The organism is Pyrofollis japonicus (assembly GCF_033097485.1).
GTDB lineage: Archaea > Thermoproteota > Thermoprotei_A > Sulfolobales > Pyrodictiaceae > Pyrofollis > Pyrofollis japonicus.
Genome location: NZ_AP028634.1, coordinates 1853224 through 1872378 on the forward strand (window position 1 = coordinate 1853224; position 19155 = coordinate 1872378).

Below are 19155 nucleotides of genomic sequence, written 5' to 3' on the forward strand. Positions count from 1 at the left end.
GCCAGGGCTTGGGGGGCAGAGCAAGCGCTTTAAAAAGCCTAGTGTCCAAGCAGAGCTAGTTCCAGTATCTTCTTTACTTCTATTTGCACGTCTATTGGGAGCTTGTTTATCACGGGCTCGAAGAACCCGTTTACTATCAGCCATGTGGCTTCTTCCTCGCTGAAACCCATAAGTGCCATGTAGTATAGTTTCTCGTAGCTTATTCTACCAACACTTGCCTCATGGCTAAGTTCTGCGTCCTTTTCCTCTGAGCCTATTGCTGGCACTGTTATGCTCTTAGCGCGCTCTCCTATTATCAATGTGTTACAGCTCATGAAGCCGGTCGCGCCCTTGGCTCCGCGCGCTGCGTATATCTCGCCACGGAACTCTTCTTCCGCCTCATCTCTTACAACTGTGCGGTTAAGTATTTGGGCAGACGTCTTAGGCGCGTTGAGCCGTATTAGTGGCGCACTGTAGATCTTCTGCTTGTCGCGATAAAGCGCAATGTTCTGTATAACGGCTTTACTATTCTCTCCTTCGACATCTACACGCGGCGACGTATTGGACGTTGTCGAGTAGAATGCTATAGACGTTAGCTCCACGTATGCATTCCTGCCCTCGACTATTGCGCGCTTAACAGGCATATGGTGGACCTCGCCTAGCCAATTATTTATGCTAGCAACATAGAGTCTTGCATTATCCTTTACAAATGCCTCTAATCCTCCTAAGTGAACAGCGTACCGTAGCGCTATTGGCGTTGTACATCCCTCTATCCAGTGAAGCTCAGCACCCTCCTCAAGGACTATTAGTGTGTGCTCGGTCTGGCCAAGACCCTCGCGGCCAATTATGAAGACGCCTTGGAGCGGCTGAGGTATCCTAACCCCTGCTGGTACATAGATGAAGGGGCCACCGGCCCAGAGCATGACGTGATAAGCTGTCTTCCTGTTAAGCCTTGGATGAAGTGCTCGGAATGCATAGTCCTTTACTACGGGGTACTTCTTTACAGCCTCATCCATACTAGTGAATATTACGCCTTTTTTCTCGAAGAACTTTAGAACGGCCTTTACGAGCCTATTATCAACATCTATGCTAAATCCGCTAGCGAGGACTTCAAGTTCCTCAGGCTTTACGCCAAGCCTCTCTGCAGCACGAATAGCTTCTTCTGTCGGCAAAACAGGGTTTTCCAAGCTCTCAATGAAAGTCTTGTAGGTGACTCTTTCCATGAAGGGGTCTATCCTTGGATCGGGTGGTGTAGACCGTAGATACTCGTATGCTTCAAGCCTTCGGCGAAGTACCCATTCAGGCTCCTCTCTCCTCTTGCTAAACTCTATGATATCGTCCCTGCTCAGCTCAGTCAGAGGCTTATCGGTTAAAGCAGCGTCCCGACTCCTCATGGTTGTTTACCTCCACCACTTTTTTGGGCTATCCATGTATAGCCCTTCTCCTCGATAAGCTTGATTACTTCGAGCCCACCCTTCAAGACGATTCTACCATCATACATTACGTATACTTCATCCGGTTCAAGGTACTCGAATAAGCGAGGCTGATGCGATATGAGTATAACTATTGCTCCCTCGTCGCGAAGCTTCTTAATAGCCCTTGCTATCAAGGGCATGCTCTCAACGTCGACTCCACTATCGGGTTCGTCGAGAAGCGCGACCTTTGGCTTCTGGGCAATAACTCTCACAAGTTCTAAGCGCTTGCGCTCTCCACCGCTCATCCCAACCATGAAGTAACGGTACAAGAAGTCTTCCGGCAAACCAACAATGGATAGAAGTTCTCGTGCCAGGCGGGAAGCTTCCTCCGATTTCGTTATCCCTCTAAATCTCTTGATTATTCTCGTCAAGATCTCAGCTACGCGGACTCCTTCTATCTCAATAGGCATCTGAACAGCCAGAGTTATACCTTTACGTGCTTTTTCATGGGTCGGTAGCTTAGTGATATCTTCGCCATTTAGTACTATTCTTCCCTCAACTACGTAGCCTTGATGCCCCATAATAGCATTGACAAGACTACTCTTACCTGCCCCATTAGGCCCCATAATGACATATATTCCCGGCTTTGAGAAGCTAAGACTGACTCCCTTTACTACCTCCTTGCCATCGCTCACGTAGACTTTTACTTGTGAAACCTCAAACATCATAGCAACACCCGCTTCTCTGCAACCTCAGCGCCTAGCACCAATGTTTCCCTACTAAGACTACTTTCACGCCTGTTAATAAAAGTCTCTGCCAAAAGGTTACAGAAATATAGAAAGGTTGAAAACCTAACTATTTGCCATGCAGTCTATAGTTTAAGGCATTTACCTCGGAGAACGCTTGTACATTTTCATCGATAAGCTGTTGACGGAGAATGATCTTTACCCCTAATTTACAAACAGATAAGGACTCACTATCTCTAGCTTTCGGGCGGAAGTTTACGAGATTCTCCTACGAGGCGCCTATATCTAGCTATAGCGGGATTACGTATTTTGAATCTCTCTTCTGAGGATACGAGCCCACGCTCATGATACGATAACGACTCCCAGTAACCGTCTTCATAGTCCTCTAGCAGGATTATCTCTTGGACCCATTTTACGGCTTTCCAGCCATACAAGCTTGGAAAGAAAAGACGGGCCGGAAACCCGTTCTCCCTGGTCAACGATTTACCATCTACATGTGTAGCCACTATTCCTTCCCGAAGCGCTATTTCTAGCGGGACTATTGATGCATAGCCTGAGACGCTTCTAGCCCCGAGCCATTTTGCGCCAGGCCTAACGCCTGCTTCTTCAAGGAGCTCCGCCAGGGGGACGCCGTGCCACTGTTTCGACTTAACACTCCATCCTGTTACGCAGTGGAAATCCTTCTCGCCGAGAGAGCGTGCCCTCTTCGCTAGCTCTTGGTAGCCCAACACAGTTTCCTCGTTGACAGCGCCCCTTATTCTTAGTCTCCAAGTTTCCGGCTTAACACTGGGTATACCTTCAGCCGCGTAGACTATGAAGCGGGGAACGACTACCTGCCCGGAGGGCTTTAGCTCCATGCTTAAAGGCTCAAGGAAAACGGTTTTCATCGTATAACCCTTACTTATCACTCGCTTATTTAGCAGCTCATCAGCTAGGTCTCCCTCAACACGATTGACTATACTATCCACTAGAACACCACTAATGTTTATCACATATCCTCCGTTCTCGATAACCCGGAGCTCGCCTATACTCGTTCCACCGCCTAGGAGTTCGTAAGCATAAAGGTTGAATCGACGACCTATAAACTCCCAATGAACCTTGTTACCGAGCTCTAGGTGCAGGCCCAGGAGATCCGAGAGATACGAAGCAGCACTCTCGGCAACCCTGACTACATCGCCATAGGTATCTATACTTTCTTCAACAACACATTCAAAGCTAAATGGTATACTGGTCCCAGCCATTAAGTTCTTGTTAAAACGCACTAAGCATCCCAGTACCGGGCTCGCCAGCAAACCTCGCCACCTACTAGACAAGTACCGAGGCCAGAACGCTCTCGGAGAGTAAGCTTAAACATATCAAACAACTGTTCTGAAACTCGTCTAAGGCGACTACTAGCTAGTAAGTCTTATGCCGTTAAAGCCGGGTGCAAAGAATTGAGCACTTGTAACAAGATAGGCGATATAGTAGTATGCATCGGGGATCTGTCAACAAATACGATTATCTATAGAGACATTGTTATTGATGCGTCCCTGAAACCAGCCTTTCTACCGACCAGGCCTCGATACGTGCTCTTAACCCATGGCCACGCGGATCATTTCAGGTATGCAGCACTCTACCACGATATGGGTGCCCTAGTTGCTGCCCCTCGCCACTGCCTACCTCTCATAGAAAACCCTGCCATTAACCAGATGGCCACTATTGGGTGGGCCGGCCCCATCGATGAAGAGATGATAACGAAGTACTTTGTTGGCAGAGGAGTTCGCGTAGACACAGCACTTGAGCATGGCCACGTAATCGGCACTATTGAGGCCTTAGCGACGCCCGGTCATACACCAGGACACTTAGTATATATGATTGAAACTAGTTTGGGAAGGGTACTTGCGGCTGGCGATACGGTGCTCGGCAAAGACTATCTCGAAAAGACTCCTCTCCCGTATCATACTAGCACTATTTGGCTTGAGGGGAGCCTTAACAAGCTGAAAAGCCTCGATGCTGACATACTTGTGCCGGGCCACGGCTCGATAGCCGAGGGTAAGAGAGAGGTGCTCAGAGTCCTTGACTCTAACCTTGGCAAAATAGATCAGATGCTAAGGCTTGTTGAACAAGTCTTGCCGGGGAGGGACGAGGAGCCCGTCCACGCCGATGAAGTTGCAGCTAGGGTGGCGGAGGCCCTAGGGTATAGTCGTAGTAGGCGAGCATACTCCGTTCTCTCGCCTACTATCCGGGCCCTGCTCTTAGCGTTAAAGCGCAAAGGGAGAGCAGAGCTCCAAGTCCATAGAGGTGTCCTTGCGTGGAGAAGAAAATAGGGCCTCCAGCCAGGCTCTGGGAACCGGTGCGCGATAAGCCGGGATTTGCACGGTGCCTTGTCTGCGAGCGGCGCTGTCCAATAGCACCTGGTGCGCGGGGCGCATGTGGAAACTATATCAACATTAATGGAAAGCTTTACCACCTCGGCTATGGGAGGATAAGCGCTGCGGAGAGCCGCCCAATAGAGATCAAGCCGCTCTTCCATTACTGGCCAAACAGCACCGCCCTAACGTTCTCGGGATGGGGCTGCAACTTCTACTGCCCCTGGTGCCAGAACCACAGCCTCAGCTTCCGCCACCCCCAGCCCGACGACCCGGTAGTTGAGCCGGAGATACTTGTCCGCGAGGCTCTGCGAGGAGGAGACGAGGGCTTATGCGCGAGCTTCAATGAGCCAGCCACGCTCTTCGACTACCTAGTGGATGTTTTCGAACTGGGGAAGAGGCACGGCCTATACGCCACGGTCGTGACGAACGGCTACTTCACCCTAAAGGCGCTAGACATGCTCATCGAGGCAGGAGTTGACGGCTGGAGCATAGATATCAAGGGCTGTCCAAAGCTCCGCGAAAAGCGAATACTGGCCCCCATAAACCATGAATATGTCTTCCGCAATGCGCGCAGAGTGCTCGATCGCGGCGGCCACGTGGAAATGGTCCACCTAGTGGTCACCGGGACAAATGATGACCCAGAGTGCTTCGAATGGATAATAGACAAGCACATACAATACCTGGGACACAGTACACCGCTCCACATAAACCGCTACTACCCGGCCCACCGCTGGGACAAACCACCAACACCCATAGCCAAGCTCCTAGAATGGAGAAACAAGGCAAAGAAGGCCGGGATAGAACACATCTACGTAGGCAACATCGGCAACCCCGAACTAGAAACAACAAGGTGCCCGCGATGCGGCAAAGTACTAATAAGGCGGGAAAGGTACCGCGTCACATACTTCAACCTAGACTGTAGCAACGGTAAGTGCAAGTGCCCAAGGTGTGGCTACCCTATCCCGCTACGAGGAAAATACGTTGGAAACAAGCTATGGGTCCCACGAGTACTCCTCTAAACTGACACGGCGAAGACCAAATAATATACACCACTCCTCCAACCATAAATCACGGAACCAGCGGCCCGCCGAGAACAAAGCGGACTAGGATGGGCCCGTAGCTCAGCCAGGACAGAGCGCCGGCCTCCGGAGCCGGAGGTCCCGGGTTCAAATCCCGGCGGGCCCGCCACATCTTCTAAAATTGCTCTCTTTTGGGGAGCGTATTGGACGAGGCTACTTGCTAAGATTGGCTCCGCTGGCGCTGAAGTCTATAGATATTGTTTCAACAGTTTATAGCAAGCCCGCTAGGCTTGTGAAGCTATGCATAGAGCCGGAGGGATGTGTCTACCTTGAGCAGCCAGAGGAACTCACCTACAAGAAATCGAAAGGCTTGTTGAGGATGCATTAAGGCGCGGCCTGGAATCTTAAAGAGGTGTTTGGAAAACTATGGTCTGTGCTTAAATGCTCTCTTTGCTAGATGTTTGGCCTTGCAAACCCTATACCTATTATAGTATACCAGTGCAGCCACTAACGATATTATGAATACGGCGAAGAAGATTATAGCCGCAAAGACTAGCGTTTTAGCCGACGTGGCATAGTAACTGAATATGCCTGCCAACAACGCGAACACGATGCTGACGAGCAGCCATATAAATGCTTGCCTTCGAGGTCGCCAACAAATATCAAGCATTTAGACTTTCCCATCATTGTAGATTAAGCTGAGGCTAAAAAGCACAGCGTTTCCTGTGCAATCTTTTATGTTAAGCGTACTAAAGCTAAAAGTTCCAAAGTTCCTAGAATTAGAAACTAAATAAAAATTATAGAACTTGTTCAAGCTTAATAAAAATTCTCCGATGATTAACATTCACTATTTGGCCTAAGCCAGTTATTAGGGGAGTCCCGAACTATTTGTAATAGTAGGCTAGCACGGCTTTGCTTCAATTTAGTTTGATTAACGTTACTATGAGTTTGACTGGTGCTGATGCTACTTCATTACCGTTTTCATCCGTGATGGTGTTCTTCGTGTTAAGGACTAGGCTGTATAGTATGCCATTTTTTACTGCGAGTACTCCTTTGGCTTCGTTACCGTTGAATTTTATGTCGCTTTTTGTGAGCTTAGGGTTGAATAGGAAATAGGGTATCTGATCTGGTGTTGGCTCGGCTGCTATGTTTGTGCAGACTTCTTTGTTTTCGGGATATCCTAGGGCTTCCTCTGTGAGCTGCTTAGCTTGCGCTAGGTCGCCTTGTTTAATGTCCACTATAGAGTACTTTATGCAAGCCGTATCTGCGGTCCTTCTTACTACGCTTACATTTACTGTGTAGTCTAGGTTTACTGTTCCGGCTGGTTTTCCTGTTACTATGTCTATTTGGTGTATTTCCCATTGGAATCTATATGTTATTTCATGTACGTCCAGAGATGATGGTTCGCTCTTGCCCTTGCTTGTCGTGCTTGTTGTTTTGCTTGTTGGCTTTGCACTGCTCTGTGCGCCTACGAATTTCATATCTATTGTTGCCGGAGCCGCTGTGCCGCTCGCTGAGCGATAAGTTGTCTCCATGTGGAAGCTTCGTAGTACTCCAAATACGTATTTGTAGCTATACTTGTAGCCGTTCTCAGCCTTCTTTGCCGCCACTGTTGTACTACTACTAACGAGAGGAAACCAAGGCTTATGGCTCTTGTCTTCCGTGCTAAGTGGCGTACATGTCGGTGTGCCCTCTTTTGCGCCATATGCTTGCTCCATGAAATTGTAGGCGTCTGATGCACTGCCCTCTGTAACGCTTGTCACCTTGTAAGTATAGCATATCGTATTGCTAGTTTTCTTGACGACGTGAAAGTCTACTGCGAAGCTAGTCTTTTTGTTAATAGGTTCTCCTACGCTTATCACATAGTTATATGCGAATGAATTGCTATTTTCTGATGTTACATCTGTTTTTGAAGGACCAGTAACAGCCTTTACTATATCCATGGGTCCTAGTCCGGTGAAGAACCAGGTTGCAGCGAAGAACACTGCGCCGAGAATAATTATTGCTCCAAGAATCTTTCCTAACATAGTTTACCACAAACATTTAGTCAAGTATAGATGGGTCGTATCTAGATAATAAGTCTGCCTATAAATACGTAGCTGAGCACAATCCCGTACTAGGACCCTTAGCGGGAACAAGGAGTTCCACAATATACTCAACAGCTTTCCTCTGCTCACCTATACAAAGAAGAGCAAGAGGCTAACAAGATTAGAATTAACTGAGATGGAAGAACCAGGGTTAGGTCCGAGAGTTCTATATAAGATGAGTTCTCGGTTTACATAGCTAATACGCGGAGACGTTGACGTGAATGCTATTAGGAGAATAGTCTATACTCTCGGCCACAGTACGCGCAGTCTACAAGAATTTTTTGATATATTGAGCTATTACGGTGTCGAACTGGTTATTGATGTACGCCGCTGGCCCACAAGTAGGAGGTTTCCCTGGTTTCGTAAAGAGGTTCTCGAGAAGGAGCTTCGAGAAAGGGGTTATATTTATCTCTGGATGGGTGATGTGCTTGGAGGCTATCGTAGGATCGGGATAGATGTGCCGGAAGGTGTTGAAGGGGCTTCATGCTTCACGTCAGAGGGGTTTCGGGCATATGCGCTCTATGTGACTCTCGTCGAAGACGCATGGCGAGCCGTCCTGCGCTTAGAGGAGCTTGCACGCCAATATCGCACTGTCATTATTTGTAAGGAGCGCCTGCCATGGCGCTGTCATCGTAAGATACTGGCTGATATACTAGAGCTACACGGGTTTAAGGTAAAACATGTTATTGAAAAAGGACGTGTTATTTCTCATAGACTCTCTAGGTGCGTTAAGCTTAGAAGTGATGGAAGAGCGATCTACGAGTGATAAGTAGCTTCGGTATAGCGATGAGTGAAAAATAATGCGAAGAAAGGGGTAAAACGCTTAGATTTGTATCGATTACTTTGCTAGTATTCTTCCGCTATCGCTTCTTCGACCTTCTTCGGAGAGCTTGGCCGAAGCAGTATGTAGAATACCAGGTATGCGGCAGCTGCTAGTAGGAATACTAGGAAGCCGATAGTGAGGGCTACTACTGATCCCTCGACTGCTATCTCGTTTACGGGATTTACTTCTGGGAAGTACTTGTCTATGCCAAGGCCCTGGAGAATCTTGGATACTGTAGGTGTTTTGTCGAGTAGAACTATACTGTTTATCTTGCTTACTACTTCTGGCAGCGAGCTAGCAGGTATACTTATACCGTATTTTGCTAGGTCTGTGGGCTGTATGTGGCCTGCTAGGACGTCAGGCCATACTGCTACGAAGAACGGGTACTGGCTGAATGCGTTAAGGTATTCTCCTGCAGCCACGGTTAAGAGTGCCGCTACACCAGCATAGAGCAGTATCCTACCATGAGTCCTGCTTATTCTTCCACTCATTACTGCTTTAAAGGCATATGCCACCGCGACTATTTGGAACAAGAATAGTAGCATCTTTAGCACGAACAGCCATGATACGTCATAGTATGCTTTACCGTATCCTACTTTCAATCCAAGGGTTGCAAAGACGTTGTTGAACTTATATGGTATATTTTCTAGGCTAAAGGCGTACCAGAGGCCTAGTAACAGCATTAACGCAAGCCCTACGGCTGCTGGCTTTGCCATCATCCTGGCTACTTTGAGTGAAACTTGTTTCTCGGCCTCACTGTTTACTATGAAGTACTTGTAGGCATATGCCCCCATCACTACGAGGAACGTTGTCGTGAATGCTGCTACAATGCTCTTGACGTAGAGCGGTATGTAGGTTGGGTTCTTCAAGATAGCTGCCGCCACATCTAGATAGAACTTCTTTGCGGCAGGATCGTAGCCTAACCCTGCAGGGATGTTTAGGAAGGCGAAGACTGCCCTGAAGCCGAGGGGTATTAGGAGCGCCGATATTCCTAGCAAGAAGCCTATGAAGTAGTGAGTCCCTCTACTCCACCTATCCCAGCCGTACCAGAACGCTGAAATCGCGAAGAAGTGGAGGGCTATCATGACTATGGCTATACCGAACGGGATCATCGCGATGTCTCCGGCAAAGCCTATGAATCCCGGATAATAGCTTAGCAGGAATACTGTAAACGCTGTACCGAATACTCCTGCAACGCCATAGGTGGCCGCGTAAAACCTCATAAGGCTCCTAGCTACTTGCTCAAGGTCTTTCTCGCCCCGATCGGCTCTCCACTTTAAATATGGTACCAGCCACGCTAGCCCTATTCCCAAGTTAACCATTGTTATATGGAGCCCGAACGTTAACGCCAGGAATGCCGGGGCAAGCCCTACCATGATGCATCACCTACCTTCATTGAAATGTTTTGAAGACTTGACCAGAATCATAAATCACCTAAAAAAGCTATTGTGGCTTGGGCTTCCCTGGAACCCATAGGACCTTATAGACGGCATAAATTAGCGCAATACCCACGCTTATGTAGAAGAGCGCGACGAGCACTACTTGCCACAGCGGTGCAGGATTGAATGTATGTGCAACATCAACTGTCATTACACTGTATATGCTCCAGGGCTTTCTACCGACTTCTCTCACGAACCAACCCATAGTACTTACGAGCTGTGCTAGGAATGCTGCTACTGGCGCGAGTAATAACAGAGTCCTTGATGGTAGTTCGCCCCTTATCCTCAGAGCGTTAAGGAGCTTGTCCACGAAGCTCCAACTATTCCTAATAGCTATCAGGGCCACTATTAGCCCGTATAGCCCTATTAGGATGCCGAGTCCTATCTTTGTATAGTAGACATAATGGATTATTATTGGAGGCCTGCAGTCCTCTACTGGCGGTGTTCCTGCGAGCTTGCACTTACAATAATCGGCGGGTATCTTATCGTACACTGGTAGCTTGGCATTCATTGAGCCATACGCTATTAGCGGCATTATCTTATCTGCCCCGAGCAGCTTCGAGAGACTCAAGATGTGCTCGCTTGTGCCCTCCATTGCCGCAAACTTCTCTGGATTCCACTCAGCAACAGCCCTGCCCATTTCATGACCAGCAATGAATCCCTGGTAAGCTATCACTATGGCTGCAAATACTGCTGCAAACTTGAATGCTTTTACAACGTATCTGCGGTACTCGGGATCAGCGTTCTCCGGCATTCTTAGCAATCTTAGCGCATAGCCTGCGAGCACCGTGAATCCTGAGACAGTGAGAGCAGAACCTATTGTATGCATAAGCGTTGCGAGATATACTGGGCTCTTGAACGTCACACTCATGAATCCTATTTTCTTTATTGTTGTCATAAGTATGTAGTCTAGTACATTCTTGACCGGTATATTTAGCAGCATCTGCAACCCATCATTCATGCCGGCAAGAGAGGCTGCTGGAACTCCAAGCTTTGTTGCGATTTCTCTAACAACTTCTGGGTGCGATGCAAGGAACTTGACAGTGGTCATGTTCACGAAGCCGCCTTTGACTAAAATGCTTTCTCCAAGCGTGGCTCCTGTCCAAGCTTCTCTTACGAGCTGTTGCACGACCTTGGCAGGTATAGCTACTTTAACCGCGTTGCCACTAGCACCTAGTATTTCTACTCCTCCTGCCTTTAGCGCTGTAATATTTAGTAAAGGCACTATATCGTTGGGCACGTATACAGTCATTTTTGGATAGCCCTGTGAATACAAATACGTGCCATCAGGTTTGTATGCTGGCAGCACACCAGTAGGTGCAACCATGTAGCTATTCACACTTAGAATCATTGAGGCACTATACCACGCTCCTAGGAATCCTAGAAATGCGACGGCCGCTAGTGCTCTAGGCGATAGCTTGTTCCATCCATACCAGAGCATATAAATGAATACTACTTCCATTAGAAACGCAAATATCTCAGCATATAACGGGAAGTAGATGTAGCGTCCCGCTGCCTCTGTTAGATGAGGCCATATGAGTACTAGGCCGAACTCGCTAGCAGTTCCCGTGGCAGCGCCAACAGCGAACACTATTACGAAGCCCTTTGCGAGCGTTCTCGCGAATCTTAGCCATGCCTTGTCTTTGCTACGATTATAGAGTAGCAGCGCAATAAACGCCATAAATGGTAGTCCTAAAACGTACTGCAGGATAGCCCAGTGAATCTCTATACCGATGAACGATAATGCCCTATCAACCGTAGCCGGATACGATGACCAGTGAGCAACAGCGCTCATAAAAATCACCCGCCGTTGCAAAGATTACCGTACCATTGTTCCGGGAACAGAGTTTCTATCACGAAACTAGTTTAAATACGTGATTTTAACACTCTCAATCCTGTTTCCATTACTAGGCCGAAGAAGTAACGATTTCGAATTACTAAGCAGAACTGATTATAGCCCCCTTACGACAAAATACGGTAAAGAGGGCTCGGTAAAAACAACCTATTATTATCTTACTTCTTCTCCGTCGCCTTGACCATAGCCTCTGCAAGTTCCCGCATCTTAGCCTCAGGATCGCTTGCCTTCATTACGGCAGAGGCCACAAGTACGCCCACAGTACCGAGCCTTATCGCTGCAGCGGCATCCTCGCCATTAGTTATCCCTGCCCCCGTCAGTACAGGTACATCGGGATTAACCATTCTGACGAGCTTTAGCGTATTTGTCACGACCTCGGGCTTCGCTTTCGAAACAGGTATTCCTGTCCCTATGAGCTCGGGAGGCTCTATTGCTATCATGGTGGGGGATAACGCGGCTACCGCAGCCGCTGCTGTTGGTGTATCTGCACAGACCAGTGTCTCTAGTCCAAGCTGTGTAGCTCTTCTCACAGCCCTATCTATATCACTTAGCACTAGTCGATGCTCACTATGGTTTAGCAATGTCCCCTGAGCACCAGCCTCCTTTACAGCCTCAACAGGCAAGTAACCGGTATGTGCACCTGGCTCATAGGGGTCAACGTGCTGGGCATATACTACTGCCTTGTCTACGACCTCGCTGATACGAGTTATCTCAGTGGCCGGAACGGCTATCACAACTCTAACCGTGCCATGATATTCTTCAGCGACTCTTTCCGCACTAAGGGCTATCGCTAGACCTTTGTCTCCAAATGCTGTTGGATACGCCTTATAGTTTACAACGAGAGTAGCAATCCAGTCATACTTTTTCTTAGTCTTTGTCTCGGAAACCATTCTCGCATGTAGCCCCGATAGAAGAACCGTTCCCATCTATGTAGCCACCCTACTAGTTGCGGGAACTCATAGTAGACAAGGAGAGAAGCAGTATATAATACTGTTTGGAATGATTAACACTTTGCAATGCGAAAACTGTAAGGCTCGGTGAGGAGGTACACGTCATCACGGCACTAGCAGCTCGCCAGCTCATCCTCATAGCCAGACTACTAATTCACAAAAGCAAGAATTATTAAAATAATAAAAGTATAAGGGATTGTGCCGATAAAAACACTACTAAAGCACTAAGACGTTTTTAGTCGTGTACTTCTTCCGTTCCACTTAGCATCTCGCTGTGCTTTACCTTGGGCTTAATGTACTTCTCGTAATCCTTTGCTTCCTGGAACCTGTTCTTGAGCTTCTCTAGCACTTGCGGTAGTGTAGTGTACTCCATTTCCTCGGGGCCTAGGCGGTGAGGCATGAATGGGCCGTGGCGCCTCATGTAATCTGCTATCATCTGTGCTAGTCTCCTTGTCTCGTCGAACGCTGGGTCATCGAATAGGTCTACTGGGCCTATTAGCCTACCCTTGGTTACGTTGAAGCCTAGTCCCACAATCCTTGGTGGGCCATCGAACCTGGTACACTTAGCGTCTTTGAGGCCTACCGGCATTAGTGGGCCCCAGTGGCTTCCTCTCATCCAGCCAGCTACTAGGTGTGGGAAGCTGAATGGTTCTAGTATTTCGCCTAGTGCGGGGAAGCCGCTCTGCGCTCTTACAATTGCTACGGGGTCGTCCTTTCCTACATAGCGGCCTGCTATCAGGTTTAGCCTCTCGACGCTGACCACAGCACCAATTTCGTTGTCACTCTTCCTGAACACCCTCTTGATTACGTAGCGGCCCGGCGTACCTATCAGAGCCAAGAGATCATACATTTCTTCAGGGGCGTTGAGTATTACGTACTTGCCCTCCATTACGTCTAGTACTTCGAATTTGAAGCCGTCATGCATTCTCGGGTCAATTACGAGGCCTGCAGTATTGAATGGATCGGCGAATATCTTGAAGAGCGGGAAGTTGAAGGCACCTGGCTCCGTCTTGTCAGCCATGAATATTACTATTGGCTCGCTCTTTCTCTCCACAATCTCCATTTCTGCCACGCCAGGGCCAAGCCCTCTAACGTTGCCAGAGAACGCGTCGCTCAACAAGTCTTGGCCTGCTGCGTAAAGGCCTAGTTCCTTTGCAACTTCCGCGGCCTTCTTGAAAGCATCCCATGCAAGTCCATGTATGTCTGGGTTATCTACACCCTTGCGATGAGTCATTATGAGCTGTAGGTCATCTCCCACGTGTGTGACAAAATAGTCTATAATTAGCCCCTTCCTCTTTGCTTCCGCGAGAACTCTTGAAGCTGCAGCCATTGTATCTGGATGAACCTTGTGATGCCCAGCAATGCTACCGATATCTGCTTTTATAACGCTAATAGTTACCTTACGCTCTTCTGCACTCATATCCCTACACCCATGTATCGCAACTACTACGACTATACTCTCCACACTATTATGGAGACACCCGCCTATTAACAGCTTTGCACCATGGATTGCCCAATAAGTGCTTGATTTTCACAAATTGCTCTTATTTCCTAAATAGCGTCATATATTATTCTTAATTAAAGTGATAAAGATCATGAAAAGAAAAATAGCAAAAGAAAACACGGTATAACTACGTGCTGTAGTCTCACATAGTATTAGTTAAGAGAAAGAATACTTATCTTAATTCTAGGCAAAAGGAATTAAACATTAACGACGCTTTCTGAGCCAAGTAATATAGTTGATTCAGGCAGATCTCTTTGAGGCACCATTATCTATACAGGATAAGGTGCGTCTATCTCCATTAAGCTTGTACTACGTCATAACTATTTTTGCTTAATCCATATCGTGGGAGGGATATAGTCTTACAATAATTTACATAAGTGTTAGTTGATATTAGATGCTCAGCTTAGTTCTACAGGCGAAGTAGGACATAGGGCTAGAACACCGCACAGGAACCACGGTTGCGCACCGTAGCCGTTGTTGCGCTGTACTACCCTGCACCACGTCGTTCATAAGGATTTAAACTTTTACAAATATAATTTATACTCTAAAATTATCTAAAATAAATAGTTAATCAATATGAATAATGTTATTGGGATATCATAAGTCCATAGCATACAAGCAGCATGTATAAAGACATAATACAAGCCTCAGAGATATTGTTTCAATCAAGATACTTTATGAATGGTCCGTTGAATTGGTCATGATTATGCTATAGTCTTTTCAACGGCTTGTTCAAGGCTAAAACAGTCATTTAAGTAATTAATACTTGTAATACTTGTTACGCGAAATCTATAGAGGCCTAAGCTCAGTAAGCAGGGCTCATTCGTCCAAGTAAGGAAATTGTGCCCCCTTTCAAGGAGAGTTTGAGAACGGTTGGTGGATCCAAAACATCGTCTATACGTGCTCCAATGCTCCGCCCTATCTCTTGAAAAGCATAGATAAGTATTGGAAGTTCTCCCCAGATGCGTTTACTCCTAATGCTCTCTATTAGCCTTTGAAACCTCCTTGTTATGTACCTGGCTAGGGGTGCTAGGAGCTCTTTGGAGCTCCTAGCGATGTTGATAAAATTCCTTTTTGCTTTTCTTCGGGCTCCCTGTGTTAGGCCCTTAGGTGCATATATTGTATAGATTATGTCGGCGCTTTCGAACAGCTTTCCCCTAATCTTTTCAACGTGTCTCCTCATGGATCGCATTCTTTGCTCTAGTTGGCTTGGCGATAGAGGGCGAGACCGCTGAGTACTAATATAGTATACCAATACTAGGGGTTTTGATGCTGGAAGATCGATAACCAGTATTGAGACAGTGTAGTCTCTAGACGTGTATATCTTCGTAGGTTTTCTTATTAGTCGTGTAACTTGGCTCCATAGAGTAGAATAGCGCTTTGTAGCTCTTAGCAATGGTACTATGAACTGATTTACTACTTGTAAGCGTTCCTCGACTCGCTGTAGCGGCAGCATTGTTTATCCATTTATACTTACGGGCTACCTTACGGCTAAGTAGTATTGTATGAATAATTATCCTGTGAGGAGTTTTGGAGCCGTTTTCAGGAGTAGTAAGAAAATGTTTGCCTGTCAGGTTTCACGAATTATCCTGTCAGGCTGATTGCTGCTTCTCTTCTTTCTCGCCCGGGCTTGGGATATAGTAGTATTTTCCTAGACGGCGCTGAAGCCTATCAAGATAGCTTCCTTCCTTATTTATTCTCGGCCTGCCTGTTTCTGGGTCTTTTCTAATCGTTATTCCTATGTCTGCGAGAAACTTGTTCATTCCCTCATGCAGAGGTAGCGGTTTTAGTGCGTATCCGTGGCGTCCAGGGATCCCGGTAAACACTATCACTCGGTTAGATATGTAGTCTTGTACGGCTATGTCGTGTTCTACAACGATTGCTGCAGCCTTTCTAGCCTCTGTGAGTCGCTTGATGGCCTTTGCCACTACTAAGCGCTCTTCTACATCCAGGTAAGCCGAAGGCTCGTCGAGCAAGTATATGTCTGCCTCCTTTGCAAGGGCTACAGCTACGGCTACCTTCTGCAGTTCTCCGCCGCTTAGTTCGCCGACTTTTCTATCAAGGAACTTGTCAAGGCCTAGTCTCTTTACTATTTCAACGTTTATCCAGCTCCCCGGAGAAAGTGCTGACGGGTTTACATCGCGCAGAAGCTCTTCAACTGTCTTATCTTCGCCAAGGGTTTGTGGACTAAGTCTCTGTGGTTTATAGCTGACCTTTAGCTGTTCGCCTGGCTTGACGATTTCGCCCTCTTTTGGGTCTATTTCTCCTGCTAGCGTGCGCACAAATGTCGTCTTACCTATTGCATTTGGGCCTAGGATTCCCAGGACTTCTCCTTCGTAAAGCTCTCCGGGCTCAGCTTCAAGAGTGAATCCGTTGAGCTCAATTACTAGCCTTCTCCACTCTATGTATTTTCGTGTGCCTGGTTGTGCAACTATCTCTGAGGGATTTATGGTGTATCGTATGGGCTCGTTTCTAATTCTCATGTTCTCTGCTGGTAGGTAGCCTTTTAGGAAATGATTTATCCCTGCGCCAACAGCGTATGGTTTTGAAGCGATGCCGTAGACCCCGGGTTCGCCGTACATTATCACTACGTGGTCGGACAAGTAGTCAAGCATAGCTATATCGTGCTCTACTACGACGACATAGCTTCCCTTTGGCACATAGTTCCTTATAACTCTCGCAACGTTAACCCTTTCTCTCACGTCAAGATAGCTTCCGGGCTCGTCAAATAGGTAGAGATTTGCATCCTTACTGAGAACAGCGGCTATGAGAAATCTTTGAAGCTCTCCACCGCTTAAAACTCTAATATCCTTGTCTAAAGCATTCCTGAGACCTAGTTCTTTTACGAGATCTCTCCATATTCCTCTCTCATCTGCTCGTTCGAGGAGCTGCGCAACCGTTCCCTTGACTCTGCGTGGAACAATGTCAATGTACTGTATCTTGTGGGCAGGCCTTATCTTACCCTCCTTTAAGGCGCGGAAATAATTCTGTATTTCTGTGCCCCTAAAGCGCCTTATAATCTCATCCCATGAGGGTTCTTGCCCTGGTTGGCCTAGGTTTGGCCTAAGCTCGCCTGCTAATATCCTTAGGGCGGTTGTCTTGCCTGTACCGTTCTTACCTAGTATACCAAGAACCTTTCCTTCTCGGGGAACCGGCAATCCATATAGCTTGAACCCGTTTACACCGTGCCGATGAATAAGCATTTTTTCAAGCTCGTCTGGCAGATTAACTATATATATTGCTTTAAACGGGCATTTTCTCACACAGATTCCGCAACCAATACAAGTCTCTTCATAAATCACAGGCTTCTTTCTAGAAGGATCCATTTCAATAGCCTTGCCGCCGGTCTTGTTAACTGGGCAGAATACTATACACTCCTGGTTACACTTGTTCGGCTTACAAAGCTCGTAGTCGATTACAGCAACCCTTACCAAGCTCTAACCCCGATTCACACGCCCTATCTCAAAGAAGGATTAATTCAAACTATGCCTGCTTCATTCATTTACAGTCCGTGCCGAGTCTAAGGGGACTATGTTATTAACCGCTACTGATCTAGAACAAGCGTGGATGAAGAGTGGTGACGGCACAGAGCACGAAAAATACACTTTACTGTTCAAAAACCGTGCAATGAAGAAAGCAAGGTTGGCTGAAAATTATTACCACTCCTCTTCTTCCCACTCCTCCTCTTCTTCCTCTTCCTCCCACCACTCTTCTTCTTCCTCCTCTTCTTCCCACCATTCCTCCTCTTCTTCTAAAACAAGCCATCTCATTGTATGATTTCCCTCAAATCAGCTTCTTGTCCGTAATGTGGGTAACTGTGGCAGATGTTTTTAGCACTTTTCCCACATATCTCTTCTAGAGAAATAATCTACGATATAATGTAATCCGATGCAATAATGCTGGTATCGTGCTATATCTAGCTAGGCTGTATTCTGTAAAGCCGCTCCTCAATAGGGTAAACCGAAATACGCGTCAAGGATAACGGGTCAGAACTCTGCGGGAACTTACACCTAATTGCCTTAAGCGTTTCTAGCACCCTCCTCAACCTTTCAAGATTACTCGAAACAAGAATGGCAATTACCTTCTCGTTCCTTCTTGCACCACATCTTGCGGCAACCGTTCCAAGATTCTTTTCTCTGCACAACACACTTAGTGCTTCTAAGCCCTTGTGACGCGCACGCCTAAATCCATGCCTTATTAATGCATAGGCCGATATCGTTGCAGAGAAGAGTGCTTCAAGGCCATGTTTAACAGCTAAGTCATACGGTACAAACACTATCAGGTCGTAATCCTCTTTAAAAAACTGTAATGCTTTTTCAGCATGTTCATCGAACAGTGTGCAAAGAACCGCCAAATAAATATTATTTAGACCTGGCAGGCGGATACTATAGAGCTTTCCTCGCCCTGAGTATTCTCCTGATAAACTCAACATTGTCACCTGTTATTCTAGCAACTTCTTCAGCGCTATACCCCTTCCTAGTTATAAGTTCTTCAATAGTTTCTGCCTTGTCCCACGGGAATATAATCCAGGCATCTGTTTCCTCAGCATAAAAATCTGGGCGATGCATAGACCATGGTTTTAGGTAAAGTGCTGCAGTCAAAATCTTCTTAGGACCGTAATGATTAAGGAAGTTTACTGCAATGTTTAGTGTTTTACCCGTATCGGCTACGTCATCTACTATTAGTACAACCTTGTCACGTATATCAACTATAAGTGGCTGCGTAACTACTGGTCTCTCAGCAGTCTCGCCGATTGAGCGATAAAACTTAACCTCAAGGGCTCCCATCTCGGCTACGCCTAAGTAGTCGGAAAGCAGTCTTGCAGGTATCCACCCTCCTCTAAGAACACCAACTATTATATCAACGTGCTTGACGCGAGTTCTTACTTCTTCAGCTATTCTTACACAGTGTTCTTCAACGTCTTTCCATGTAATCGGCTTAAACTTAATAGGTTCAGGATGACCATATTCAACCATTACTCTTTCAC

The 19155-nt window shown here is 46.9% G+C and carries 17 protein-coding genes and 1 tRNA gene; 5 read left to right on the forward strand and 13 right to left on the reverse strand.

The window, feature by feature from the left end; all coding sequences use genetic code 11:
* Window positions 1-38 precede the first annotated feature (38 nt).
* From SBG41_RS09725 to SBG41_RS09735, 3 genes are all read right to left on the reverse strand, one after another.
* On the reverse strand, window positions 39-1373 hold the full coding sequence (locus tag SBG41_RS09725) for a SufD family Fe-S cluster assembly protein (RefSeq protein ID WP_317895344.1): 1335 nt from the start codon (window positions 1371-1373) through the stop codon (window positions 39-41).
* Complete coding sequence (gene sufC / locus SBG41_RS09730) at window positions 1370-2119, reverse strand: Fe-S cluster assembly ATPase SufC (protein ID WP_317895345.1); 750 nt, start codon at window positions 2117-2119, stop codon at window positions 1370-1372. The genes SBG41_RS09725 and sufC overlap by 4 nt, the downstream gene beginning before the upstream one ends.
* 257 nt (window positions 2120-2376) lie before the next feature.
* On the reverse strand, window positions 2377-3432 hold the full coding sequence (locus tag SBG41_RS09735) for a molybdopterin-dependent oxidoreductase (protein ID WP_317895346.1): 1056 nt from the start codon (window positions 3430-3432) through the stop codon (window positions 2377-2379).
* A gap of 141 nt (window positions 3433-3573) precedes the next feature.
* On the opposite strand from SBG41_RS09735, the gene SBG41_RS09740 reads away from it, so the two are divergent.
* From SBG41_RS09740 to SBG41_RS09755, 4 genes are all read left to right on the forward strand, one after another.
* Entirely contained in the window at window positions 3574-4446 is an 873-nt protein-coding gene (locus SBG41_RS09740; protein ID WP_317895347.1) for an MBL fold metallo-hydrolase, read from the forward strand.
* Window positions 4431-5510, forward strand: coding sequence for a radical SAM protein (locus SBG41_RS09745; protein ID WP_317895348.1), 1080 nt, complete (start codon window positions 4431-4433; stop codon window positions 5508-5510). Before SBG41_RS09740 ends, SBG41_RS09745 begins: the two co-directional genes overlap by 16 nt.
* 91 nt (window positions 5511-5601) lie before the next feature.
* Window positions 5602-5679 (forward strand) — tRNA-Arg (locus tag SBG41_RS09750).
* Window positions 5680-5736: 57 nt separating this feature from the next.
* A complete protein-coding gene (locus tag SBG41_RS09755) occupies window positions 5737-5898 on the forward strand; it encodes a hypothetical protein (protein ID WP_317895349.1) in 162 nt (53 codons plus the stop codon).
* Between the two features lie 36 nt (window positions 5899-5934).
* Here the strand turns inward: SBG41_RS09755 and SBG41_RS09760 are convergent, their stop codons facing one another.
* Window positions 5935-6180 (reverse strand): hypothetical protein, encoded by a 246-nt coding sequence (locus SBG41_RS09760; RefSeq protein ID WP_317895350.1) that lies wholly within the window; start codon window positions 6178-6180, stop codon window positions 5935-5937.
* 247 nt (window positions 6181-6427) lie between these two features.
* A complete protein-coding gene (locus SBG41_RS09765) occupies window positions 6428-7537 on the reverse strand; it encodes a hypothetical protein (protein WP_317895351.1) in 1110 nt (369 codons plus the stop codon).
* 277 nt (window positions 7538-7814) lie between these two features.
* Between SBG41_RS09765 and SBG41_RS09770 the strand changes: the two genes are divergently transcribed.
* On the forward strand, window positions 7815-8363 hold the full coding sequence (locus SBG41_RS09770; protein WP_317895352.1) for a DUF488 domain-containing protein: 549 nt from the start codon (window positions 7815-7817) through the stop codon (window positions 8361-8363).
* A gap of 80 nt (window positions 8364-8443) precedes the next feature.
* On the opposite strand, the gene SBG41_RS09775 is transcribed toward SBG41_RS09770, so the two are convergent.
* From SBG41_RS09775 to SBG41_RS09810, 8 genes are all read right to left on the reverse strand, one after another.
* Window positions 8444-9796 carry a cytochrome ubiquinol oxidase subunit I gene (locus tag SBG41_RS09775; RefSeq protein ID WP_317895353.1) on the reverse strand — a complete coding sequence of 451 codons (1353 nt, stop codon included), beginning with the start codon at window positions 9794-9796 and terminating at the stop codon, window positions 8444-8446.
* 67 nt (window positions 9797-9863) lie between these two features.
* Entirely contained in the window at window positions 9864-11654 is a 1791-nt protein-coding gene (locus tag SBG41_RS09780) for a cytochrome ubiquinol oxidase subunit I (protein ID WP_317895354.1), read from the reverse strand.
* A 218-nt stretch (window positions 11655-11872) separates the two neighbouring features.
* Window positions 11873-12604: a triose-phosphate isomerase gene (gene tpiA / locus SBG41_RS09785; protein WP_317896522.1), complete on the reverse strand. Its 732-nt coding sequence runs from the start codon at window positions 12602-12604 to the stop codon at window positions 11873-11875.
* Window positions 12605-12899: 295 nt separating this feature from the next.
* Window positions 12900-14084 carry a fructose-1,6-bisphosphate aldolase/phosphatase gene (gene fbp, locus SBG41_RS09790; protein ID WP_317895355.1) on the reverse strand — a complete coding sequence of 395 codons (1185 nt, stop codon included), beginning with the start codon at window positions 14082-14084 and terminating at the stop codon, window positions 12900-12902.
* Window positions 14085-14973: 889 nt separating this feature from the next.
* Window positions 14974-15624: a hypothetical protein gene (locus tag SBG41_RS09795; protein WP_317895356.1), complete on the reverse strand. Its 651-nt coding sequence runs from the start codon at window positions 15622-15624 to the stop codon at window positions 14974-14976.
* A 136-nt stretch (window positions 15625-15760) separates the two neighbouring features.
* Window positions 15761-17602: a ribosome biogenesis/translation initiation ATPase RLI gene (locus SBG41_RS09800; RefSeq protein WP_317895357.1), complete on the reverse strand. Its 1842-nt coding sequence runs from the start codon at window positions 17600-17602 to the stop codon at window positions 15761-15763.
* 482 nt (window positions 17603-18084) lie between these two features.
* Entirely contained in the window at window positions 18085-18597 is a 513-nt protein-coding gene (locus SBG41_RS09805) for a hypothetical protein (RefSeq protein ID WP_317895358.1), read from the reverse strand.
* Window positions 18554-19144: a phosphoribosyltransferase gene (locus tag SBG41_RS09810; RefSeq protein ID WP_317895359.1), complete on the reverse strand. Its 591-nt coding sequence runs from the start codon at window positions 19142-19144 to the stop codon at window positions 18554-18556. The genes SBG41_RS09805 and SBG41_RS09810 overlap by 44 nt, the downstream gene beginning before the upstream one ends.
* Window positions 19145-19155 lie beyond the last annotated feature (11 nt).